Genomic DNA, 21,729 nt, shown 5'->3' with positions numbered 1-21,729 from the left:
GATTTCAAGTCTCAATCGCGTGGCCCCGATAAAGGCACGCTGGACCGCCGGATGCGGCGCGGCTGTTTTTCCCTGTGCGCCGGTTCCGGGCGGCTGATGGGCACCGAAGTTTTGACCGGACCCGCAGATGCCGGTGCCGTGCGAGGCCGGGACTTTTGCGCGGCAGATGGAGGCAAGCCCACCGACCCCGCCATCGCCTCAAGGGCGGCAATGCGATTATGGGCGGCCGGATGGGTGGAAAACAGGCTGTCCATCTTTTCGCCCGACAAAGGATTGATAATAAACAGATGCGCCGTAGCGGGATTGGATTCAGCGGCCCCATTGCGGATCTGCCGCGCCCCTTGCTGCAATTTGTTCAAGGCACTGGCCAAAGCCAAGGGCTTGCCCGATATTTCAGCGCCGCCCCGATCAGCAGCATATTCACGGGTGCGGCTGATCGCCATCTGCACCAGCATGGCGGCCATGGGGGCAAAGATCATCAATAAAATCACCCCCGCAAAGCCCAAAGGCTGATCGCGATTGCCACCAAAAAACAGGGCAAAATTGGCCAGCATCGAAATCGCCCCGGCCACCACTGCGGTCAGGGTCATGATCAGGGTATCGCGATGCTTGATATGGGCCAGTTCATGGGCCATCACGCCTTCGATTTCATCTTCATCAAGCAGGCGCAAAAGCCCGGTGGTGGCGGCCACAGCAGCATGATCGGGATCGCGCCCGGTGGCAAAGGCATTGGGCTGAGCCTGATCCACCAGATAGATTTTGGGCATCGGCAGATCGGCCCGCCGCGCCAGATGCGAAACGATCCGATAAAGTTGGGGGGCTTCCTGGGCGCTGACCGGCCGGGCCCCCTGCATTTTCAGCACCAGCTGATCGGAATTCCAATAAGCAAAGCCGTTCAAACCAATGGCCAGTAAAAGCGCCATGATCATGCCGCCAGTGCCGCCCAGCAAAAAGCCTACGGCCAGAAAAAGCCCGGTCATGGCTGCCAGCAAAAGGCCGGTTCTAAAGATATTCATCGCGCTGCAAACCCCTTCTCAAATGATCGGAATCAGGAAAAAACTGGTATCCGATGATCCCGATGCCTATGTGGGGAGAGAGCGATCGGGGATCAATATCCGCCGATCATCCCACCCATCGACATCTGATCCGGAGCCGCGCCCCCATGTCTGATCAAAAGACCCAAAGCCCAAACGAAACCCGCGATGAGACCCCTGCTCTCGATCAAAAGCGAGGGCAAAACCAGAAGCTGCAACCGGAAAAGGGCGGCCCCAAAGGCCCCGAGCCGACGCGCTTTGGCGATTGGGAAAAAAATGGGATCGCCAGCGATTTCTGAATATGGAATTTTTGGTTTGTGGGACGTTGGAAACAGTCTGATCAATCCGCGCGATCGGCTTTTTCCCGCAGGGCGATGAGCTGATCCATCACATCGATGGCCCGGGCGCCGAATTGATCGGCCAGATCATGATCAAGCCGGATCAGCTTGGCGCGGGGCACCTCATAGCGCTCGGCAAAAGCCTTGATCTGCGCCCGTTTGAACCGCGCGGGCGAGCCATTGAACAGAACCCGATCCACCCCTAAAATAAGGCTTTCCGGTTCTATGATCACGGCATCATCAGCGGATTGAAGCTGATCAGGGGCCCCCACCAGTTCAAACCGCGCCAAGGCCATCAGGGAACCGGCATAGCTTTGTTTGGCAACGGTTTTATAGGGATTATCCTGATCCAGATAAAGCACCCGGCGCAGGGACTTTGCGCGCATGGCCATTTTCACCCGCGCCTGCGCCGCCTCGAATCGGCGGGCCAGACTATCCGCCGCCGTGGGCACCTGAAAGACCCCGCCAAGCAGGGTATAAAGATCGAGATTATCCTGCACCATCTGCACATCCACCGCTAAAAGCGGCAAATCAGCGGCCGCCAACGCATCAATCACAGGCTGGGGGGTTGCGGATAAATGCACCAGAATATGGGTGGGGTTGAGATCGGCGATTTTCCTGAGATCAAGATCATCGATTTCACCAACCTTGGATATGGCCACCAGACCATCCATGCTTTTGGCGCAATCTCCGGTGCAGCCAACCAGTTTTTCGCCCAAATCAAGGGCAAATAAAAGATCGGTCAAGCCCGATGACAAAGACACGATTCGCGCCGCTCCCTCATGGGGTGCAAAAACCTGCCCGCGCGCATCGAAATAAGATCTGGCCTCGTCCATCATGACTAATCATCAGCCCCGATTTGGTTGATCCGCATATCTGATCTGAAAAATGATAAATACAAGAGGCTCTGGTCAGCCGCACCGGATTTCATTGCCTGCCGGGGGCGCTTTGTTTTTCTGGCCTATCCTGCCCATATTTCCGTCACTGGTGCCGCAAGAGGGATTCGAACCCCCGACCCCATCATTACGAATGATGTGCTCTACCAACTGAGCTATTGCGGCCCATGACAAACCCGCACCGCCCTTCAAAAGCAGCGCGCGGCGCAACATAGTGACCAGAAGATGATCCCGCAAGCCCTAAGATCAATCCACCCGCTTTGGCCCGTCATCGGGCTTCTCGCCACGCTGATCACGATCAGGATCAACAGCCTGCCCGGCCCCCGATGATCCATCCAGTATTCTGATCGCCGAGGCCGAGGCCGATGGCAGGGCCATGCCATCACCGCGCACCACATGCCAGTCAAAGCGATCGAAAGCCGCACAAGACGGGCATAAAGGCAACCAACGATCCCGGGTGAAGCCGCAATTGGCACAGCGCCAGCAGGGGCGATGGGCCCCATGCTGCGCTTTTTCGCGCCACAGATGTCCGCTTTCCTCATCATCCGCGCGCACCGCAAGGCTGGCCCGCAGCAGGGAAATGCGCGGATCGCCGCTTTCCAAAACCGGCTCCAGCGCCGCCATCGCCCGATCCGGGCGATCGGCCCCCATCGCCGCCGTTGCAAGGGCCAGACGGCTTTCCAGATGATCGGGAAGGCTGGCGATCAATCTTTCGATTCGCTGCAAGCGCGCAAAAGCGGTTTCAGTGGGGAAAAGCGCCTGCCATTCCTTTAAAAGCAGGGGGTGGGGCTGGGCTGCCCATCCCGCCAATAAATGCTTTTCGGCCTGTTTTTTCTGATTGGCCTGACGATGAAGCCGCGCCGCCAAAGCCACCGCAGGGGGCAGCCCGGGCCGCAAGCCTGCTGCTTTCTGCGCCAATTGCAGGGCGTGGGGCTGATCATTGGCCAGATTGGCATCCACCGCCTGACAATAAAGCAGGGCGGCGCGATGCTGTGCGCTTTGGACCTTATCATAAACACCGACGCGGCTTGCCTTGTCCAAAGTCTCCAAAGCCTCGTCCCAATCGGCGGCCTGCACCGCAAAATCAACCAGCGTGCGCAAGGCCCAATGGCTTTTGGGCCGCAAAGCCACGGCCCGGCGGGCCAGTTCCCGCGCCTTGCCGGAATGGCCATCCGCCCGTTCTTGCAAAACCAGGCCGCGCAAACCCAAAAATGCCGCCAGATCATCATCAAGCAACGCCTGATAATGCTGGCGCACCCGATCTCCATCTTCGGATAATTTGGCCGCTTCCGCCGCCATGATATGGGTCAAGGGCTGTTCGGGAAGGAGGCGCACGGCCTTGTCGCTTAAAGCACGGGCGGATTTGCCATCCCCCGATCCCAAAGCCACCATCGCCTGATTGAGCAGGCCATAGCCCTTTTCCGCCCGACGCCGGGCCCGCTTTTCCTTTGAAAAAGGCAGATCCCGCGCCAGAAAAACCAGAAGCCGCTGCACCGCCATGCCCAGAAAAAACACCAAAATCATGGCAAAGGCCAAAACCGCCATCGAGCTATCGGCGCGATAGCCCAGCCAGTTGATGCCCAGTTCGCCGGGATGATCGGCAAACCAGGCCATGGCCAAAGCGGCCAAAGTGATGAGCAGCAGATAAACGATAAACCTGATCATCACCGGCTCATAATCCTTCATCCGGTGTTTCAGCCGCCACGGGCAACTCCGGCTGATCGCGGAAATCTGCTTGGGGATCAACCGGCTGCAAACCCGCTAAAAGCCGATCATAGGCCGCCCGCGCCGCCACAAAAGCCCGGGCATCCTCAAGCCATGAAGCAGCCCCCGCCCGCACAATTTCGGGCAGCGCCGAAAGCTGCTCGTGGGCCATCGCCACATCCCCCGCATCCATCGCCGCTTCAGCCCTGGAAATCAGCGCCAGCGGCCCGCCTTTTTCGGCATCCACCCGGCCCGGATCGCTTGGCCGCACCACGATCACCGAAGCCAGCGACCGCTTCAGCCACGAAAACCAGCCGCTTTGCGCTGTGTTGGCATCCGGTTCAGCGGGGCTCGGATTGCCCGGACCGGCTTCAATCTGCACCGCCCGCCGCACCAGATCCGGCACCCTTTGGGCAAAGCGCTTTTGCAGTTCCACCAAGGTGGGAAGCCCGCCATCGGCATGAGCCTTTAATTCCGACAAGGGCGCATAAAGCCCCGCCTGCGCCGCCGCCGGGCGCGCCGCAAGGGCCGCCTCGACCCCATAAAGGGCCGATTGATAGGGCTGCCCCCCCTCGATCCGGCGGCCCAATTCCAGCACTTCGGCCGCCAAAGCCAGTGAGCCGACCCCCGCCCCGCGATCCACCGCTTCAAGGCTGGTCAAGCGCGATGCCAAAGCGGCCAAACGGCCCTCGATCAGGCGATCCGACTGGCGCAGGGCCGCCAATCCATCATTTAAAGCATCGAGCTGCGCCGTAGAGGCCCCCATCACCCCACTTTCGGATTGCGCCAAAAGCGCCCTTAACCCGGCCACATCCTCTTCCAATCCCGCAAGCCGCATCAAAAGCGCACTGCTTTCCTGCGCCACAGCCTGCATGGCGCGATCAAGGCTTTCTAATTGCGTGGTTTTCTCGGACAGGGTGATTTCCAGATCGGCAAGGCGATCCGCCACATCTTTGGCCCCCATGGCATTTGGGGCCGGGCCCTTCTCCACCGCCGGAACATCAGCCATCAAGCCCCAAGCGGCCATCTGCCGCTCAACAAAGGGGGCCGCAAACAGGCCGCCGATGAAACAAGCCAAAAGCAACGCGATCAGCCAGGGCAGCGCTTTCACCAGGCGGCGAAAGCCCGAACCACCCGCCCGGGGCGCATCCGCCGCATCATGCACTTTGGCCTCGCTGAACTCCCCATCGATCACCGGGGCATCGCCATCATGTTTTTGATCAACCATAAGCCCGCCTGTTTTTCCTTAAACGCCAAATGGCTGGTCGTAAAAATCTGCCAGGGCCCGCAGCAAAGACGCTTCATCCGGCTGCCGGGCGATAATCCGATGCCGCCAGACCGATTCCCCCGATGATCCTTTACCCCCATCTGCTGCCCATTCTGCGGCATGAGCCACATCATCGCTCAAACAGCCCACATCCACCCCGGCCAGAAGCGCTCGATCAAGACCGGACGCGGCCATCTGATCGAAAAACAACCGGGCACTGCGGGCAGAATACAATAAGACGAGATCGATGTCGCCCTTGGCAAAGGCCCGAACCGCCGTATCGCCCAGATCCGGCACGGGCCGGGCATCATAGATCGGCAATTGACGAAGGGTAAAGCCATTGGCGGCAAGGCTTTGGGCCGGTTCGTCCTTCCGCACCACACCACAAGGATGCACCAGCGCCCCGGCAGCAGGCTGGCACTGCTGGCTGATCATATGGGCCAGAGCCTGACCATCTCCATCAGCCGACCGCAGCTGCGAAAATCCCGCCCCCCGGGCCAGATCAGCGGTGCGCATGCCCGTGGCGAAAACCGGAAGGGCCATGGTTTGCTGGCTGATGACCTGACAGCGCTGCAAGGCCCGCACGCCATTCCCGCTGGTAAAGATCAGGCCCTGGGCATCGGCCAGATGATCGGCCAGACGACCACAAAGCCGATCATCCTCATCAGCCAGCCAATGCACCTCCATCACCGGCGCGGCGATCACCTGATGGCCCATCGCCTGCAAATGGGCAGCCAGGGCCTCTTGATCCGAAACTGGCCGTGTGAGCAGAATCTTCAGACGGCTTTATCCTTTTGCTGATCATTTTGCCCGATATCGGCAATATGGGCGAGAAAATCCTCCCCCGCCCGGGCCCGCACGCTTTTCCCCAAAGACCAGCCCAAAGCCGCAGAATCGCTGGCCGGGCCTTTGATGCTGTCTTCAAAACACTGGCGGCCATCCAGCCCCAAAAGCCGCCCGATCAGATGAATTTGGCCATCGCTGATCTGGGCATAAGCGGCAATCGGGGTGCGGCAATTACCCTCCAAAGCCGCGAGAAAGGCCCGCTCGGCCAACACGGCCTGAGTGGTATCGGCATCGGCAAGGGGGGCGAGACGATCCTTCATCCGCTGATCATCCGCCCGGCTTTCCACACACACCGCCCCCTGCGCCGGGGCGGGCAAAAGCTGATCCACCGGCAGCACGGCCGTGGCTTTATCCGCAAGGCCCAAACGCTTCATCCCCGCAAAAGCGAGCAGGGTGGCATCTGCTGCCCCGGCAGCCAGCTTTTTCAGCCGGGTGCCCACATTGCCGCGAAAGCTGATCACCTTAAGATCAGGGCGGATAGCCAAAAGCTGGGCCTGCCGACGCAAGGACGCCGTGCCCACAATCGCCCCATGGGGCAGAGCATCGATCCCGCCACCATGGGCGCTGATCAGAGCATCACGGGGGTCTTCGCGCTTTAAAAAGGCGGTGATGGCCAGGCCTTCGGGCAGGCTGGTGGGCATATCCTTGGTGGAATGAACGGCACAATCGATCCGGCCATCGAGCAGGGCTTCTTCAAGTTCCTGCGTAAACAGGCCCTTGCCACCGATTTCCGCCAAGGGGCGATCAAGGATCGCATCGCCTTTGGTTTTGAAAATGACGATTTCCACCGCATCCGGCTGCAAAGCGGGATGGGCGGCTAAAAGCGCATCGCGAACGGCATGGGCCTGCCAAAGGGCGAGGGGGCTGCCGCGGGTGCCAATTTTAAGGCCATGTTGCACAGAATCTGTGTAGCGTGTATCGAAAGCATCCGTCAATCCGGCGCATGTCAGCCCGCATGCCTTCGTGCAGCTTTTAACGGTATTCTTCCATGGCCAAAGCCCCGATCATCCTTGGCATCGAAACATCCTGCGATGAAACGGCCGCCGCCCTTGTGGATGGGGAGCGGCGGATTTTATCCCATGCCCTGTGGAGCCAGATCGAGGCCCATGCCCTTTATGGCGGGGTGGTGCCCGAAATTGCCGCCCGCGCCCATGTCGATCATCTCGATCATCTGATCCGCAAGGCGCTTTTGGATGCCAATATAAAGCTGGCCGATGTCGATGCCATTGCCGCCACCGCCGGGCCGGGGCTGATCGGCGGGGTGATGGTGGGGGTGGTGACGGCGAAAGCTTTGGCCTTTGGGGCGAATAAGCCCTTCATTGCAATCAATCATCTGGAGGGCCATGCCTTGTCGCCGCGTTTGTGCGCAGACATCGCCTTTCCCTATCTTTTATTGCTGATTTCGGGCGGCCATTGCCAGCTTCTGATCGTTGATGGCGTGGGCGCTTATGAGCGTTTGGGATCGACCATCGATGATGCCGCCGGCGAAGCCTTTGATAAAACCGCGAAATTGCTGGGGCTGGGCTATCCCGGCGGCCCGGCGATTGAACAGGCGGCCCTGAAGGGAGAGATTGGGCGCTTTTCCCTGCCCCGCCCCCTGACCGATCAGCCGGGCTGCAATTTCAGCTTTTCCGGTCTGAAAACCGCCATCCGCCGCTGTGCCGAGCGGCTGGAAAGCGATCAGGGCGGCCTTTATGAGCGCGATATCAACGATCTGGCCGCCGCCACCCAGGCCGCCATCGGCGATTGCCTGATCAATCGCACCGATCATGCCATCAGCCGCTATCTATCAAGCCGTGGGCCCATTACCCCGACTTTGGTGGTGGCGGGCGGGGTGGCCGCCAATGCAACCCTTAGATCGCGCCTTGAAACACTGGCCCAAGGGCGCGGCCTTTCCTTTATGGCCCCGCCGCCATGGCTGTGCACCGATAATGGCGCGATGATCGCCTGGGCGGGGCTGGAACGGTTTTTATTGGGGCAAAATGATGGGCTGGCCGCCCCCGCCCGCCCGCGCTGGCCGCTGGATGAAACCGCGCCCCCCCTTTATGGCACCGGGCAAAAAGGCGCAAAGGCCTGATCATGCTCATCGAATTCTTGCTTATGCGGCGCTTTTCCGCCACCGTTCGGGGATGATTAACATGGGCCATAAATCGCTGGTGGGCATTGTGGGCGGCGGCGCCTGGGGCACGGCTTTGGGCTGCCTGATGGCAAAAAAAGGCCAGCCCGCGCTTTTATGGGCGCGCAATGAAGCGGTGATCGCCGATATCAACCAGCATCAGCGCAATCGCCTTTATCTGCCCGATATTGCCCTTGATCGCGCCTTGCACGCCACATCAAGCCTTGAGGATCTGGCGCGGGCCGAGGTGCTTTTGCTGGTATGTCCGGCGCAATATCTGCGTGCCACCGCCCACGCCATCGGCCCCTTTATCGGCGCCGGGGTGCCGCTGGTGATCTGCGCCAAGGGGATCGAGCGCGATAGCGGCGCCCTGATGAGCACGGTTCTGGCCGAGCTTTTGCCCCACAATCCGGTGGCGGTTTTATCGGGGCCGAATTTTGCCGCCGAAGTGGCCCGGGGCCTGCCCGCCGCCGCCACCCTTGCCACCGCCGATGAAAGCCTGGGCCACAGATTGGTGGCGATCATCGGCGGCCCCGCCTTTCGCCCCTATTATTCCCCCGATATCATTGGCGCCCAGATTGGCGGCGCGGTGAAAAATGTGCTGGCCATTGCCTGTGGCATGGTGGCCGGGCTGCAACTGGGCGAAAATGCCCGGGCGGCGCTGATCACCCGGGGCCTTGCGGAAATGACCCGCTTTGGCATGGCTTTGGGGGCAAGGCAGGAAACCATGACCGGCCTATCGGGTATGGGCGATCTGATCCTCACCTGCATGTCGGGCCAATCCCGCAATATGTCATTGGGGATGGCTTTGGGTGAAGGCCGCAAGATGGCCGATATCTTAAAGGAAAGGCGCAGCGTGGCCGAAGGGGCGGCCAGTGCCGATGTGGTGCAGATGCTGGCCGCCAAAGCCGGGGTGGATATGCCCATCGTCGATGCTGTTGTGGATATTTTGCATGATCGCGCCCAAGCCGCAAAGGTGGTGCAAAATCTTTTGAACCGTCCGTTCAGACATGAAGGAATATGAAGCCATGCTGTTTGTGATTCTGGCCACCGACAAAGACAATGGCAGCGCCATCAGGGCCACCACCCGGGCCGCCCATCTGAGCTATCTGGAAGGGGCGGGCGAGCGGCTGAAGCTGGCTGGCCCCTTGCGCGATGAGGCCGACAAGCCCATCGGATCGATGATCGTGATCGATGCCGCGTCCCAAACCGCCGCCCGGCTTTTTGCCGAAAATGATCCCTATGCCAAGGCCGGGCTTTTCCAGCAGGTGCAGATCACCCCCTTTGTGGCGGTGACCGGACGCTGGGCAAAATTTGAGGGCTGAGGCCCGCACGGCGCGCGCATCAATATTTTCTAGGCATCCGGGCAAGATTTCATCGTTTGCCCTGATAGCCATAAATCCATAGCTGTCATCCCATGGATGGGTGTTTGTTGCCTCAGCTTCGATGACGGAGCGGCTCAAACCTCGCAGGTCTTTTTAGAAAGCCGGGATGATGGAAAGTCTGCCAATCTTCTTCAGAATGGCTGATCGTCGGGTGCTGCTGGTGGGGGATGGTGAACCCGCCCGCGCCAAATTGCGCCTGCTTTTGAAAACCCCCGCCAAAATCAAATGGGTCTTAAGCGATCCCGATCTGGCCGATGCGGCGCGGGCGGATTTTGCCGGAACCCCATCACTGGTCATTTCGGTTATCGGCGCGGGCCGGATCACGGCAGGCGATCTGGAAGGCATGTCGTTAATTTATGGCGCTTATGGCGAAGCCGGGCCGGATCAGCATCTGGCCGCTTTGGCGCGCCGGGCGGGCATCCCCGTCAATATCGTGGATCGCCCCGATCTGTGCGATTTCACCACCCCCGCCATTGTTGATCGCAGCCCCTTGCTGGTGGCGATTTCCACCGGCGGCGCAGCGCCTGTTTTCGGCCGCAGGCTGCGCGCCATGATCGAGCGGCTTTTGCCCCAGGGCATTGGCCATCTGGTGGGCCGCGCTGGCGCCTTTCGCGGGCGGCTGGCGGAAATTTTACCCACCCAAGGGGCGCGGCGGCGTTTTTGGGATCGGCTTTTTGACAGCACGAACCCCCAGCATCTGGTGGGGCTGGATGAACCGGCCTTTACCCGCCATCTGGAAGATCTGGCTCATGAGGCCATGAGCGAGCAGGGGCGCGGCCATGTGCAGCTTGTGGGGGCAGGCCCCGGCGATCCCGAGCTTTTGACCCTGAAGGCCCAGCGCGCCTTACAGCAGGCCGATGTCATTTTATATGATCATCTGGTGAGCCCTGCGGTGCTTGATTTTGCAAGGCGCGATGCCGAATTCATCGCCGTGGGCAAGCGCCGGGGGGATCATGGCAAAGGCCAGCCCCATATCCATGATCTGATGGTGCGCCATGCCCGCGCCGGCCGCCATGTGGTGCGTCTCAAAAGCGGCGATCCGCTGATTTTTGGCCGGGCTGGCGAGGAAATCGCCGCCCTCAGGGCCCTTGATATCGAGGTTGAGCTGGTGCCCGGCATCACCGCCCTTTCGGGCAGTGCGGCAAACGCCCAGATCCCCCTCACCCATCGCGATCATGCCTCGGCCATCACCCTTGTCACCGGGCAGGTGCGGGCGGGTTCCTCCCTTGATTGGCATGCGCTGGCTGGCCCGGATCGCACATTGGCGATTTATATGGGCCTCAATACCGCCCCCGATATCACGGCAGCGCTTCTGGCGGATGGCATCGCCCCACAGCTTCCGGTGGCGGTGATCGAAAATGGCACCCGCCCGGATGAGCGCCGCTTTTACGGCCCCTTGCGCGATCTGCCCGATCTGGTGACCCGCCATGGCATCAAAAGCCCGGCGCTGATCCTGATTGGCGCGGTTGTCCCGCTGGCCCGGGATTGGTCGCAAAGCCGGTCAGCTTCGGCATCGGCGGCGGCATCATCATCGCCCGAATTTCATGATCCGGTGGCTGCAGCCTTGTCTGTGGCAACCCTTGCTCTTGCTGGTTGAAGGATAATCTTATGGCCGATTTGAAACCCGCTTCATCGCAGATGATTTCCGCCAATGACCTGTGGACCGGTCAGGTGGTCTTTCTCACCCGCGCGGGAGGCTGGACGACCGATCCCGCCCGCGCCGCACTGAGCGAAAGCGCCGAAGACAGTGAAGCCCTGCTGGATCTGGCGGCACAATCCAATGCCCGGGCCGAAGTGGAACTGGTGCATCTGATCGCCGCCAGCCTGCGCCATGACGGCACGCCCTGGCCCAGCCGCAATCGCGAGGATATCCGCGCCCTTGGCCCCACGGTTCGCCGCGATCTTGGCTATCAGGCCGAAGGCCGCCCCACGCTCTAGACCCGTCAGACTTTTTCAGGACCAAAATTTATGTATCGCTATGACGATTATGATCAGACCCTGGTGAACCAGCGCATCGCCGATTTCCGCGATGCCGTGGAACGCCGCCTGTCTGGCCATTTGAGCGAGGAGGAGTTCAAGCTTGTTCGCCAGATGAACGGTGTTTATCTGCAATTGCACGCTTATATGCTGCGCGTGGCCATTCCTTATGGCTCGCTCGATAGCCGCCAGATGCACAAGCTGGCGCATATCGCCCGCACCTATGACAAGGGCTATGGCCATTTCACCACGCGGCAGAATATTCAGTATAATTGGCCATCCTTGCGCGAAATGCCCGATCTGCTTCAGGAACTGGCGGCCGTGCAGATGCATGCCATTCAAACATCGGGCAATCTGATCCGCAATGTGACCGCCGATCAATATGCCGGGGCCACAGCCGAGGAGGTGGATGATCCCCGCCCCTATGCCGAATTGATCCGGCAATGGTCGACTTTGCACCCGGAATTTTCATTCTTGCCGCGCAAGTTCAAGATTGCGGTCACGGCCTCGGCAACCGACCGCACGGCGGTGAAATTTCACGATATCGGCATGATTTTGCACGAGGATCCTGAGCGGGGCCGGGGCTTTGAGGTGATCGTAGGCGGCGGCATGGGGCGCACGCCTTTCGTTGGCCCCAGCCTGCGCGATCATCTGCCCGAAGCCCAGATTCTCACCTATCTGGAAGCGGTTCTACGGACCTATAATGAACTGGGGCGGCGCGATAATGCCTATAAGGCGCGGATCAAGATTCTGGTTCATGAATTGGGTGCCGATACCTTCCGCACCCTGGTGGAGGAAGAATTCGCCAAGCTTTTACCTCAGGCCGATGATCTGCCCCAGGCCGAGCTTTTACGCATCCGCGAGCGCTTCATCGTGCCGGAGCTTGATGCCCTGCCGGCCCGCGATCCGGGCTTTGACACGGCTTATGAGAAGGACCCCGATTTTCGCCAATGGGTGAAGGTGAACAGCGCCCCGCACAAGGTGCCGGGCTATATCATCGCCAATATCTCCCTCAAGCCCTATGGCGGGATTCCCGGGGATATTTCCGCCGATCAGATGGATCTGGTCGCCGATCTGGCAGAGCGCTATGGCCATGATGAAATCCGCGCCACCCATGCCCAGAATCTGGTGCTGCCGCATGTGAAACTGCGCGATCTTTACGACATCTGGCAGGCGCTGAGCGTGGCGGGCCTTGGCACCGCCAATCTGGATCGGGCGAGCGACATCATCGCCTGCCCCGGCCTTGATTATTGCGTGCTGGCCAATGCCCGCTCGATCCCCATTGCGCAGGAAATCTCGAAGCGCTTTGCCGCCAAGGGCCGCGAGGATCTGGTTGGCGAATTGAAGATCAAGATTTCCGGCTGCATCAATGCCTGCGGGCATCATCATGCCGGGCATATCGGGATTTTGGGCGTCGATCGCAAAGGCGAGGAAATGTACCAGCTCACTTTGGGCGGTTCGGGCGATGAACAGGCCTCCATCGGCCAGATCACCGGGCGCGGTTTTGATGAGGCGGGCATTGTCGATGCCGTTGATACGGTGGTCGAAACCTATCTTGGCCATCGCGCGGATCACGAGACTTTTCTGGAAACCTATCGCCGGCTTGGCCCGGCACCCTTCAAGGAGGCGCTTTATGGAACGGCTTGATCTTCGGAAATTGACCGGGGCGCATCTCAAACCCTATCGCAGCATCGATGATGAAGCCCCCCTGCCCGATGAAGGCGGCGTGCTGGTGAGCCTTGCCCGGCTGAAAAAGGACCGGGCGGCACTGGCGGCCCGCAAAAGCCCCTATGGGCTTTTGGTGAATGGCGATGAAAAGGCCGCCAACCTTGCCCCCCATCTCGAAGGTTTGGCGGTGATTGCCATCCATTTTGGCAAGTTCAGCGATGGTCGTGGCTTTTCCCTTGCCCATCGTTTGCGCGAGGATCATGGCTTTTCCGGCGAAATCCGGGCCACCGGGGGGCTGATCGCCGATCATGCCGAATTTCTGCTGCGTTCGGGGGTGAGTTCGGTGGAATTGGCCGACCCCATCATCGTTGCGCAGTTCATCAAGCGGCTGAAGCTTTATTCCGTATGGTACCAAGATGCCCATGATGCGCGCCCCACGGCTTTGGAACTGCGCCATGGGCGGACAAGAAAAAGGCTGGCTTCATGAGTTTCCTTGATCCCGATCTTTCCGGCCCTTGGGCGGCGGTGCTGGCGGATCGCTATGCCCGCGCCGATAGCGTGAGCCTGCTCAGGGCGATGATTTTAGATCTTTTTCCGGGCCGCATCACGCTGGTTTCCTCTTTTGGGGCCGAATCCGCGGTGCTGTTGCATATGGTATCGCGGATCGATCCCGATCTGCCGGTGGTTTTCATCGATACCGGCAAGCTTTTTGGCGAAACAAAGCGCTATCGCGATCAGTTGACCCGGCATCTGGGGCTGCGCAATCTTCAGATCATCACCCCCGATCCGGCGCGGCTGAAGGCGCAGGACCCCGATGGCATGCTGTTTTCCCAGAAACCCGATGCCTGCTGCTTCTGGCGCAAGGTCGAGCCTTTGGAGCGGGCTTTGGCGGGCTATGGCGCGTGGATTTCCGGCCGCAAGCAATTTCATGGCGGGGCGCGCGCCGATCTGCAGCGTTTTGAAGCGGTGGATAAACGCATCAAGATCAGCCCCCTTGCGGGATGGACGCGCGATCAGATCGCCGCCTATTTCACCGCCCATGATCTGCCCCCCCATCCTTTGGAGGCAGAAGGTTATCTTTCCATCGGCTGCATGCCCTGCACCGCGCGGGCAGAATCTGGCGCGGCTGTCCGCTCGGGTCGCTGGCAGGGGCTGGACAAAACCGAATGCGGGATTCATTTATCCCTTTCAGAAGCGCGAAAGCGGGCCAATCTTTGATTGGGGCTTGACGACAGGCGATGAGGGGCACATCAAAAGCACAGCAAAAGCGCCGCCCATCGGCCTTTTGCCCCGTGCAACGATAAATGGAACGATCCCGATCATGGCGGATGACAGCACAAGACCCGGTGCGATCAGGCGGTTGCGTCGGTCGCAGCTTCCTCTCAATGCCTTGCGCGCCTTTGAGGCCGCGGCCCGGCATCTGTCGTTCAAAAAGGCCGCCGATGAACTGGCTGTGACCCCGGCGGCGGTAAGCCAGCAGATCCGCAGCCTTGAAGATTATCTGGGCATTCAGCTTTTTCGGCGCACCAGCCGCGCCCTCATTCTGACCGAGCGCGCTCAGGATTCCCTTGAAGCCCTGCATCAGGGCTTTGATCTGATCGAAGATGCCTGTGGGATGCTGCAAAGCCCCATCGATGACAATATCCTCAAAGTTTCGGTGTCCCCGTCCTTTGCCGCGAAATGGCTGATTCCCCGGCTGGAACGCTATTATGAAGATCATGCCGATGTCGTGGTGAAAATTTCGGCCAGCAATGAACTGACCGATTTTTCAAAAGAAGATACCGATCTCGCCATTCGCTATGGCCCCGGCCACTATCCCGGCCTTTATGTGGAAGAGCTGATGCGCGAAGAGGTGTTTCCCGTATGCTCGCCCAAGCTCATCACCGGGGAGAATGCGGTTAAAATGCCGCAGGATATGGCGCTTTTAACCCTTATTCATGATGATAGCTCTTTGGATGATGAAAGCAATCCCACATGGCCGATGTGGCTGAAAGCCGCCGGGGTGAAGGTGGGGGATGGCCAGCGGGCCCTGCATTTCAACCAGACCGCTTTGGCCATCGAAGCCGCCATTGCCGGGCGCGGCGTGGCTTTGGCCAAGCGCACGCTGGCGGAAACCGATCTGAAACAGGGGCGGCTGGTACGCCCCTTCAGCGAATCCCATCCGGTGGATTTTGCCTATTATATGGTCTGCCCCGATCAGAAGAAAAATCTGATCAAGGTAACGAGCTTCATGGATTGGCTGCGCTATGAAGCCTGCCAATCCTGGGCCTGGGAAATTTAAACAGCCCTAAACGGCCCTAAACAGACCTAAACAGCTTTGGCCGAGACCGCGCGCAGGCAGCGGCCATAGCCCTGATCCTTGCCCAATTGGGGCGAAAAGTGGCCATCGCGCCACGCCACGCGGCCATTGATCAGCACCAGATCAACCACCCCATCGGATCGGTTGACCCGCTGATGATAGCCAAATTCCGGGCGCTGGATCAGCTGATTATGGGCTTCGCTTTCATAGGCCGCCAGTGCCTCGGGATTGATCAGCACCAGATCGGCGCGCGCGCCCTTTTCCAGCCGACCGGCATCGATGCCAAAAAAATCGGCAGGCTCGCGGGTGAGCCGGGCCACCGTATAAGCCACCGCATTTTCAGCCTGGGCAATTTTCAAAGCCCTGAGATTACCATCATAAAAGGCCATATTGGTGAGATGCGCCCCGGAATCATTGAAGCCGGGGAGAAAAAGCGGATCCATCACCAGATCGCGCACGACCTTTGGATCTTGATTGGCGCTGACGATCGACCAGCATAAATCCGTATCGCAATGGGCCAGAAGGGCGATCAGAAAAGCCGCCTCATCCCGCTCGCCGGATGACAGATCATCAAGGGCGGTAAAAGCCTTGGCCTCGGCCTCGGACCGGGCCTGATCAGCGCCCGCGCCCACCGCCCGCCAATGACGATAAAGGCTGCCCATATCACGGCCCGCCCATTCGGCCACCGGGGCATAATCGATCTCCATATCCGCGAGATTGCGGCTGATGGCATAATCTTCGCGGCGCAAGATGCGCTTCAGCCGCGCCAGCGACCAGCCACTTTTCCCGGCCCGCCACATCGCCCGGAATTCTGCCTGCCATTGGGGATCGGCCAGAATCGCCCGGCGCGCGGCCCGATCATCGAGATCGGGCTCATTCAACCGGCGCAGGCTGGGAATTTCTTCCGCCAAAGGGGTGAGCGGTCCTTCCGCCCAAACCCGGAAAGGGGCGGCCAGCGCCTGCATCCGAAACGATCCGCGCACAAAGCGGCTGTTTAAAAGTCGCGCCATCAGCCGCGCCAACACCACCAGCCCTTTATTGCTCGCCACATCGATGGCGGCCACCGCGGTGAGCTTTAAAGGCTTGCCATAAAAACGCCCGCTGCTAAGGAAAAACGTGCGCAAAACCTCGAGGGGGCGATCCTTGGGCGGGGTCGCCTGCCAGACCCTTTGATGCGCCCGCACAATATCGGTGAGCCGCCGCAATTCAGCAAAACGGCCATATTGCGCCGGAATACGGCTGCGTTCATGGGGGCGATTGGCCAGATAATGAAAGGGCAAGGCATCGGTGGAAAAACCGGCATAGCCTTCGGCCATGGCCTTTTGCAAAAGCGCTTCCATCTTCGCGATTTCAGCATCATCGGGATCGCGGCTGATGCTGTTGTGAAGGCCCATCACCTCGATCCGCAGCATCGAATGGGGCAAAAGGGGCACCATATTGGGGCCAAGGGGCAATTGATCGAGATGCGCCAGATAATCAGCGCTCGTTTGCCATGTTGCCTTATCCGCCACGGCCTTCAGGATGGGCTTGGGGATATTTTCCACCCGGGCAAAGCAATCCACCACCGGATCCTGCCCATCGCGGCGCTGATGGCCATAAGCCAGCCCCAGAGAACAATTCGCCACAACCACCGTGGTTGTGCCATGGCGCACGGCTTCGGGCAAAGCCGGGGCAATTTCGGCTTCCAGATCGAAATGGGTGTGAATATCAAGCAAGCCGGGCATCAGCCAACGCCCTTGGGCTTCGATGATCGTTGCGCCCATATCATCGGGGGCGGCAAGATCGGGGGCGGCAAGGTCGGGGCCGATTTCGGCGATCACGCCCCCGGCCACCCGCACATCGGCAATGAAGGAGGGACCATTGGTGCCATCATAAATCCGGGCCCCCCGGATCAGCAGATGGGGTGGTGGGGATGCTGTCATGAGGGCCTATCCCGATTTTGGGGCGGATGGGATGAAAAAGCGGCGCTGTGCCGGTCGATAAAATCGAGATAAGCCGCAGCCACCTGATCGGGCTGTTCGACCTGAGGATAATGGCCGATTCCATCCAGCGCACAGATTTCATCGCGATCCCCCAGAAGCTGGCGATAGCGGGCCACCATATGGGCCCCGGAAACCGGATCGGCGCTGCCATTGATCAGCTGTATAGGAGAGGGGCAGTGGATGAGCGCCCCCACCCAGCGTTCGCGATTGATCCGGCGTTCGTGCATATAGCCGATCAGCGAGGTAAAAACATGCCGCCCGTCATTTTCGGTGATCAGACCCCAGAAATCATCGAGCGCCCGGGCATCGGGCTTGCTATCGGGGCCAAAAACTGCGGAAAAGCTTTTATCAAAACGGCTTTTGGTGGTCAGCCGATTGACCAGCGATCCCACTGGGCTTGCCAGCAGCTTTTGAATGAGCCGGGCCCGGTGGGTTTCAGGAAACAGCCCGCCATTCAGCAAACACACGGATTTGAACAAACGATCATGGCCGGTGCGCGCCTGATCGCGGGCCAGCAATTCCTGGGCAACTGTATCGCCATAATCATGGGCCAATAGATGCACATCCGAAAGATCGAGCCGATCCATCAGGGCTTCCAGAAGATCGGCCTGTTCAAAAATGCCATAGCGATGGGGACAAGGCTTGGCCGAAAAACCAAATCCCAGCATATCGGGGATGATCAGCCGCATATGCGGCACCAGAAGCGGCCAAACGCGATGAAAATCCCAGCCCGCCGTGGGAAAGCCGTGGATCACCAGTACCACCGGTCGATCATCGGCGCCGCCAGCCAGATCATCGGCGCTGCCAGCCAGATCATCGGCGCTGCCAGCCAGATCATCGGCGCTGCCAGCCAGATCATCATCAGCGCTATCGACATAAAAAATATTATGGCCCCGCAGCGATGCCATATGCCCCGATGCGCGCCAAGCTTTTGGTGATGTCAATCTGTTGCTCATCGATGAAGTCTATCCTCATCCAATAAAAGCACAGCCCGCCAGTTCCGTGATGATCGCTTATAGATGATCGGTGCGCTTATCTCGCAGCCTTTATCCCGCAGCCCTTATCTTGATGGCCCCAGAAGATGCGCAAAACCGGCAATCACCTGTTCATACATTGGCCGCTTGAAAGCCACGATATGATCGGGCAAGGCCGCCGCTTCCTGCCAGCGCCATGCGCTGAATTCCTGATGCGGGCCGCCCAGATCGATAGCCTGATCATCGCCCTTGAACCGCATGGCAAACCAATGCACCCGCTGGCCCCGATAGCGGCCTTTCCAGGCCTTTCCCAAAAGTTCATCGGGCAGATCATAAAAAAGGGGCTGAGCCAGTTGATCGAGAATTTGCACATCTTCGATGCCGGTTTCTTCTTTCAATTCGCGCAAGGCCGCCTGTTCGGGGCTTTCACCCGGGTCAATGCCACCCTGGGGCATCTGCCATGCCAAAGCGGTGGTGTCTATGCGTTTTCCGGTCCACACCAGCCCCTGAAGATTGAGCAGCATCATCCCCACACAAGGCCGATAGGGCAGATCACTGGCCCTGATGGATTTGGCCATGATCGGTTCAAATTGGCGATCATTCATTCATCGCTCCCATAAAGTCCGGGCCGTAAAAACCGGTAAGAGATGTGACCGGGGCCAGATCAATGCCTTTCAATTCCAAGCCCTTCGCCCAGCGTTCGATTCGCTCCACCGTCACCGGATAGGGGCGGCCAAAACCCACGGCATGCCCACGCTGCAGGGCAATGATTTCAAGATCCGCCAGAAAACGATCAATTTCCTCGGCGGTGGCGGTATTATCGATATAGCGATCATTTTCAGCATAAGGCAGGCCGGTTTTTCCGGCAATTTCGGGCACCACTGAACGGGCGCTGGTGCGGGCATCAACAAACATCAGGCCCCGCCGCGACAGGTCCGCCAAAATCGGCTCCAAAGCGGCAGGGGTGGCGGTAAAGCGCGAACCCATATGATTGATCACCCCGGCATAGCCCTGGGCCCGGCTCATCACATGATGCAGGCGGCTGATATTTTCCGCCGCCGACAAGGATACCAAAAGACTATGGGGGCCGGGATCACTGCGGGGGAAGGACACCGGCTCCATCGGCACCATCAAAAGCACTTCATGCCCGGCATCGCGGGCCGCTTGCAAAACAGCCTGTGGATCAGCGGCATAAGGTGACAGGGCAAGGCTGACGGCTTTGGGCAGGCGATTGATGGCCGCCATGCTGGCTTCCCGCGCAAGGCCGATTTCCTGAATCACCAAAGCAATCCGGGGCCGATTGCCATTGGGCAGATAGGGCCGGGCATAAATATTCAGGGGCTTTCGGCCATCCACCGAAATCACCGGCAAGGGCCCGGCGGATGTTTGTTCCACCAAAGCCGGATCGGGCACCGGCCCCATCCGGATCAGGGTCAGGCCCTCTTCCTCAGCAGCGGGCATATTGGCGGGCATATTGGCAAAGCCTGATGAAACCGCAAGAGAGGCGGTTTCATCAGGCTTTGCCCCCATCCCCGCCCCCGCATCCCCAAAGGATGCAGACGGCATATCACCCGCATTTGGTACTGAACTGGGACCCACTTTCGGTAAAGGCGGCTGATAGCTGATCTGCAACCAGATGGCGAGGGCGGCCAGCACGATCAGGGTGATCGCCCACACAGCAATAAGGGGCCCGGCACCGCCGAGCCCCCCTATCAACAGATCTGTTTTCTGGCGAGAAAAGACCATCAAACCGGCCTGCCTTTTCGCAACGGGTGGATTTTCTCCAACATGCCGTTCTCGCGCCGCTTTAGCTCCACCTTTAGTCCTTGATGTCTGCGGCGGCTGTTTGTTCTTCAACCGCCTTTCTGACCCCGAGCAAAAGATCAAGGGCATAGTTAAGCTGATAATCGCCCGCTTCTTCTTCCTTATCTTCTGCACTTTCCGGGGCGGTATCGCCGGCCGCTTCATCCGACTTTGGGTCTTTGGTCGAAGCAATCACCTCAGCCGGGCTGATGCTTTCTGCATCCTCAGCCCCAGAGGCATCAGAAGATTGATCAGCAGCTTCATCCGCACTCTGTTCGGTATTAGCTTCATCTTTCAGCAATTGTTCATTCCGCAAATGGCCCAAAAGATCGCGTTCCCGGCGGGGCATCAAAACCCGCCCGCTGGCAGTGACACGCGGTTGGGTCACGGCGATATCCGGTTCGATCCCCCGTTCCTGAATCGAGCGGCCCGAGGGTGTGTAATAGCGGGCCGTGGTCAACCGCAGGGCACTTTCCGCCCCCAGGGGAATGAGGGTTTGAACGGTGCCCTTGCCAAAGGTATCATCGCCCAGAATGGTTGCCCGGCGATGATCCTGCAAAGCCCCGGCCACGATTTCCGAGGCCGAAGCCGAACCGGCATCAACCAGAACCACCACCGGCTTACCCTTCACCAGATCTCCCGGTGTTGCATGCCAGCGTTTGGTATCGCGCGGATTGCGCCCCCGGGTGGAAACCACTTCGCCCTGATCGAGAAAGGCATCAGACACCGAAATCGCCTGATCGAGCAGGCCGCCGGGATTGCTCCGCAGATCGAGCACCAGACCAACCATATCAGGGCCCAATTGCTTTTCGATATCGGTAATGGCTTCTTTCAGACCACGGGTGGTTTGATCATTAAAGGTGCGCACCCGCACATAACCCACCGCATCGCGCTCCACCCGATGCGAGACAGATGTGAGGGTGATGGTATCGCGCACCAGATCCACATCGAAAATTTCATCGTCTTCATCGGGAACAGGCCGCACGACGGTAATGGTGATCGGTGCCCCCACCGGGCCTTTCATCTTGTCGATGGCTTCGGTCAGGGTCAGCCCCAAAACCGGCGATCCATCGATCTGGGTAATATAATCGCCGCTTTTCAGCCCAGCGCGCGAGGCGGGGGTATCATCGATCGGCGACACCACCTTCACCACGCCATTTTCCTGGGTCACCTCAAGCCCAAGGCCACCATATTCGCCCCGGGTTTGCACCTGCATGGCGCGAAAACTTTCCGGGCCCATATAGCTGGAATGGGGATCGAGAGACGCCAACATCCCATTGATCGCCGCTTCCAGTACTTTTTCATCTTCGACCTTCTCGACATATTCGGCGCGCACGCGCTCAAACACCTCCATCAACAGATCGAGCTGCCGATAGGTATCGGCATTATTGCCCTGGGCAAAAGAGCTGGCCGAACCCATGAAAGCCAAAACAGCGGCGC

General features: G+C 59.5%; 21 protein-coding genes and 1 tRNA gene. 10 read left to right on the top strand and 12 right to left on the bottom strand.

Features of this window, described 5'->3' with window-relative positions; all coding sequences use genetic code 11:
* Positions 1-11: 11 nt before the first annotated feature.
* Entirely contained in the window at positions 12-1,016 is a 1,005-nt protein-coding gene (gene htpX / locus QK300_RS00835; protein ID WP_281299869.1) for a zinc metalloprotease HtpX, read from the bottom strand.
* 146 nt (positions 1,017-1,162) lie between these two features.
* On the opposite strand from htpX, the gene QK300_RS00830 reads away from it, so the two are divergent.
* A complete protein-coding gene (locus QK300_RS00830; RefSeq protein WP_281299870.1) occupies positions 1,163-1,333 on the top strand; it encodes a succinate dehydrogenase assembly factor 4 in 171 nt (56 codons plus the stop codon).
* A gap of 41 nt (positions 1,334-1,374) precedes the next feature.
* Here the strand turns inward: QK300_RS00830 and QK300_RS00825 are convergent, their stop codons facing one another.
* From QK300_RS00825 to hemC, 6 genes are all read right to left on the bottom strand, one after another.
* A complete protein-coding gene (locus QK300_RS00825; RefSeq protein WP_281320800.1) occupies positions 1,375-2,208 on the bottom strand; it encodes an ABC transporter substrate-binding protein in 834 nt (277 codons plus the stop codon).
* A 149-nt stretch (positions 2,209-2,357) separates the two neighbouring features.
* Positions 2,358-2,433, bottom strand: a tRNA-Thr gene (locus QK300_RS00820).
* An 81-nt stretch (positions 2,434-2,514) separates the two neighbouring features.
* Positions 2,515-3,933: a heme biosynthesis HemY N-terminal domain-containing protein gene (locus QK300_RS00815; RefSeq protein WP_281300026.1), complete on the bottom strand. Its 1,419-nt coding sequence runs from the start codon at positions 3,931-3,933 to the stop codon at positions 2,515-2,517.
* 7 nt (positions 3,934-3,940) lie between these two features.
* The gene (locus tag QK300_RS00810; RefSeq protein WP_281299872.1) at positions 3,941-5,200 is read right to left on the bottom strand and encodes a hypothetical protein; all 1,260 of its coding nucleotides are present in this window, start codon (positions 5,198-5,200) and stop codon (positions 3,941-3,943) included.
* A gap of 18 nt (positions 5,201-5,218) precedes the next feature.
* Entirely contained in the window at positions 5,219-5,977 is a 759-nt protein-coding gene (locus QK300_RS00805; RefSeq protein ID WP_281300027.1) for a uroporphyrinogen-III synthase, read from the bottom strand.
* Positions 5,978-6,015: 38 nt separating this feature from the next.
* On the bottom strand, positions 6,016-7,020 hold the full coding sequence (gene hemC / locus QK300_RS00800; protein WP_281299873.1) for a hydroxymethylbilane synthase: 1,005 nt from the start codon (positions 7,018-7,020) through the stop codon (positions 6,016-6,018).
* Positions 7,021-7,073: 53 nt separating this feature from the next.
* On the opposite strand from hemC, the gene tsaD reads away from it, so the two are divergent.
* From tsaD to gcvA, 9 genes are all read left to right on the top strand, one after another.
* Complete coding sequence (tsaD, locus tag QK300_RS00795; protein WP_281299874.1) at positions 7,074-8,162, top strand: tRNA (adenosine(37)-N6)-threonylcarbamoyltransferase complex transferase subunit TsaD; 1,089 nt, start codon at positions 7,074-7,076, stop codon at positions 8,160-8,162.
* A gap of 61 nt (positions 8,163-8,223) precedes the next feature.
* Complete coding sequence (locus QK300_RS00790; RefSeq protein ID WP_281299875.1) at positions 8,224-9,225, top strand: NAD(P)H-dependent glycerol-3-phosphate dehydrogenase; 1,002 nt, start codon at positions 8,224-8,226, stop codon at positions 9,223-9,225.
* Positions 9,226-9,229: 4 nt separating this feature from the next.
* Positions 9,230-9,526, top strand: coding sequence for a YciI family protein (locus tag QK300_RS00785; protein ID WP_281299876.1), 297 nt, complete (start codon positions 9,230-9,232; stop codon positions 9,524-9,526).
* 169 nt (positions 9,527-9,695) lie between these two features.
* Complete coding sequence (cysG, locus tag QK300_RS00780; RefSeq protein ID WP_281299877.1) at positions 9,696-11,183, top strand: siroheme synthase CysG; 1,488 nt, start codon at positions 9,696-9,698, stop codon at positions 11,181-11,183.
* 11 nt (positions 11,184-11,194) lie between these two features.
* Positions 11,195-11,524, top strand: coding sequence for a DUF2849 domain-containing protein (locus QK300_RS00775; protein ID WP_281299878.1), 330 nt, complete (start codon positions 11,195-11,197; stop codon positions 11,522-11,524).
* 30 nt (positions 11,525-11,554) lie between these two features.
* Positions 11,555-13,210, top strand: a complete 1,656-nt coding sequence (locus QK300_RS00770) for a nitrite/sulfite reductase (RefSeq protein ID WP_281299879.1) — start codon at positions 11,555-11,557, stop codon at positions 13,208-13,210.
* Positions 13,197-13,718, top strand: coding sequence for a DUF934 domain-containing protein (locus QK300_RS00765; RefSeq protein ID WP_281299880.1), 522 nt, complete (start codon positions 13,197-13,199; stop codon positions 13,716-13,718). Before QK300_RS00770 ends, QK300_RS00765 begins: the two co-directional genes overlap by 14 nt.
* The gene (locus QK300_RS00760; RefSeq protein ID WP_281299881.1) at positions 13,715-14,449 is read left to right on the top strand and encodes a phosphoadenylyl-sulfate reductase; all 735 of its coding nucleotides are present in this window, start codon (positions 13,715-13,717) and stop codon (positions 14,447-14,449) included. Before QK300_RS00765 ends, QK300_RS00760 begins: the two co-directional genes overlap by 4 nt.
* A gap of 103 nt (positions 14,450-14,552) precedes the next feature.
* Entirely contained in the window at positions 14,553-15,512 is a 960-nt protein-coding gene (gcvA, locus tag QK300_RS00755) for a transcriptional regulator GcvA (RefSeq protein WP_281299882.1), read from the top strand.
* A gap of 26 nt (positions 15,513-15,538) precedes the next feature.
* Here the strand turns inward: gcvA and QK300_RS00750 are convergent, their stop codons facing one another.
* The 5 genes from QK300_RS00750 to QK300_RS00730 form a co-directional block, all read right to left on the bottom strand.
* Positions 15,539-17,452 carry an amidohydrolase family protein gene (locus tag QK300_RS00750; RefSeq protein WP_281299883.1) on the bottom strand — a complete coding sequence of 638 codons (1,914 nt, stop codon included), beginning with the start codon at positions 17,450-17,452 and terminating at the stop codon, positions 15,539-15,541.
* The gene (locus tag QK300_RS00745; RefSeq protein ID WP_281299884.1) at positions 17,449-18,468 is read right to left on the bottom strand and encodes an alpha/beta hydrolase; all 1,020 of its coding nucleotides are present in this window, start codon (positions 18,466-18,468) and stop codon (positions 17,449-17,451) included. Before QK300_RS00745 ends, QK300_RS00750 begins: the two co-directional genes overlap by 4 nt.
* Positions 18,469-18,572: 104 nt before the next feature.
* Positions 18,573-19,091, bottom strand: a complete 519-nt coding sequence (locus QK300_RS00740) for an RNA pyrophosphohydrolase (RefSeq protein ID WP_281299885.1) — start codon at positions 19,089-19,091, stop codon at positions 18,573-18,575.
* On the bottom strand, positions 19,084-20,232 hold the full coding sequence (locus tag QK300_RS00735; protein WP_281299886.1) for a divergent polysaccharide deacetylase family protein: 1,149 nt from the start codon (positions 20,230-20,232) through the stop codon (positions 19,084-19,086). Before QK300_RS00735 ends, QK300_RS00740 begins: the two co-directional genes overlap by 8 nt.
* A gap of 73 nt (positions 20,233-20,305) precedes the next feature.
* Positions 20,306-21,709, bottom strand: coding sequence for a S41 family peptidase (locus tag QK300_RS00730; RefSeq protein ID WP_348651799.1), 1,404 nt, complete (start codon positions 21,707-21,709; stop codon positions 20,306-20,308).
* Positions 21,710-21,729: the final 20 nt, after the last annotated feature.

The sequence above is a fragment of the Iodidimonas sp. MBR-22 genome (assembly GCF_029946565.1).
Taxonomy (GTDB): domain Bacteria; phylum Pseudomonadota; class Alphaproteobacteria; order Sphingomonadales; family Rhodothalassiaceae; genus Iodidimonas; species Iodidimonas nitroreducens.
Note: the sequence above shows the minus strand (reverse complement) of the source record. Positions and strands in the feature narration are given on the sequence as shown.

Bases quoted from the DNA above. Each gene is read 5' to 3' on its own strand.
- htpX (WP_281299869.1), bottom strand. From the start codon at position 1,016: ATGAATATCTTTAGAACCGGCCTTTTGCTGGCAGCCATGACCGGGCTT.
- QK300_RS00830 (WP_281299870.1), top strand. From the start codon at position 1,163: ATGTCTGATCAAAAGACCCAAAGCCCAAACGAAACCCGCGATGAGACC.
- QK300_RS00825 (WP_281320800.1), bottom strand. From the start codon at position 2,208: ATGGACGAGGCCAGATCTTATTTCGATGCGCGCGGGCAGGTTTTTGCA.
- QK300_RS00815 (WP_281300026.1), bottom strand. From the start codon at position 3,933: ATGATCAGGTTTATCGTTTATCTGCTGCTCATCACTTTGGCCGCTTTG.
- QK300_RS00810 (WP_281299872.1), bottom strand. From the start codon at position 5,200: ATGGTTGATCAAAAACATGATGGCGATGCCCCGGTGATCGATGGGGAG.
- tsaD (WP_281299874.1), top strand. From the start codon at position 7,074: ATGGCCAAAGCCCCGATCATCCTTGGCATCGAAACATCCTGCGATGAA.
- QK300_RS00790 (WP_281299875.1), top strand. From the start codon at position 8,224: ATGGGCCATAAATCGCTGGTGGGCATTGTGGGCGGCGGCGCCTGGGGC.
- QK300_RS00785 (WP_281299876.1), top strand. From the start codon at position 9,230: ATGCTGTTTGTGATTCTGGCCACCGACAAAGACAATGGCAGCGCCATC.
- cysG (WP_281299877.1), top strand. From the start codon at position 9,696: ATGGAAAGTCTGCCAATCTTCTTCAGAATGGCTGATCGTCGGGTGCTG.
- QK300_RS00775 (WP_281299878.1), top strand. From the start codon at position 11,195: ATGGCCGATTTGAAACCCGCTTCATCGCAGATGATTTCCGCCAATGAC.
- QK300_RS00770 (WP_281299879.1), top strand. From the start codon at position 11,555: ATGTATCGCTATGACGATTATGATCAGACCCTGGTGAACCAGCGCATC.
- QK300_RS00765 (WP_281299880.1), top strand. From the start codon at position 13,197: ATGGAACGGCTTGATCTTCGGAAATTGACCGGGGCGCATCTCAAACCC.
- QK300_RS00760 (WP_281299881.1), top strand. From the start codon at position 13,715: ATGAGTTTCCTTGATCCCGATCTTTCCGGCCCTTGGGCGGCGGTGCTG.
- gcvA (WP_281299882.1), top strand. From the start codon at position 14,553: ATGGCGGATGACAGCACAAGACCCGGTGCGATCAGGCGGTTGCGTCGG.
- QK300_RS00750 (WP_281299883.1), bottom strand. From the start codon at position 17,452: ATGACAGCATCCCCACCACCCCATCTGCTGATCCGGGGGGCCCGGATT.
- QK300_RS00745 (WP_281299884.1), bottom strand. From the start codon at position 18,468: ATGAGCAACAGATTGACATCACCAAAAGCTTGGCGCGCATCGGGGCAT.
- QK300_RS00740 (WP_281299885.1), bottom strand. From the start codon at position 19,091: ATGAATGATCGCCAATTTGAACCGATCATGGCCAAATCCATCAGGGCC.
- QK300_RS00735 (WP_281299886.1), bottom strand. From the start codon at position 20,232: ATGGTCTTTTCTCGCCAGAAAACAGATCTGTTGATAGGGGGGCTCGGC.
- QK300_RS00730 (WP_348651799.1), bottom strand. From the start codon at position 21,709: ATGGGTTCGGCCAGCTCTTTTGCCCAGGGCAATAATGCCGATACCTAT.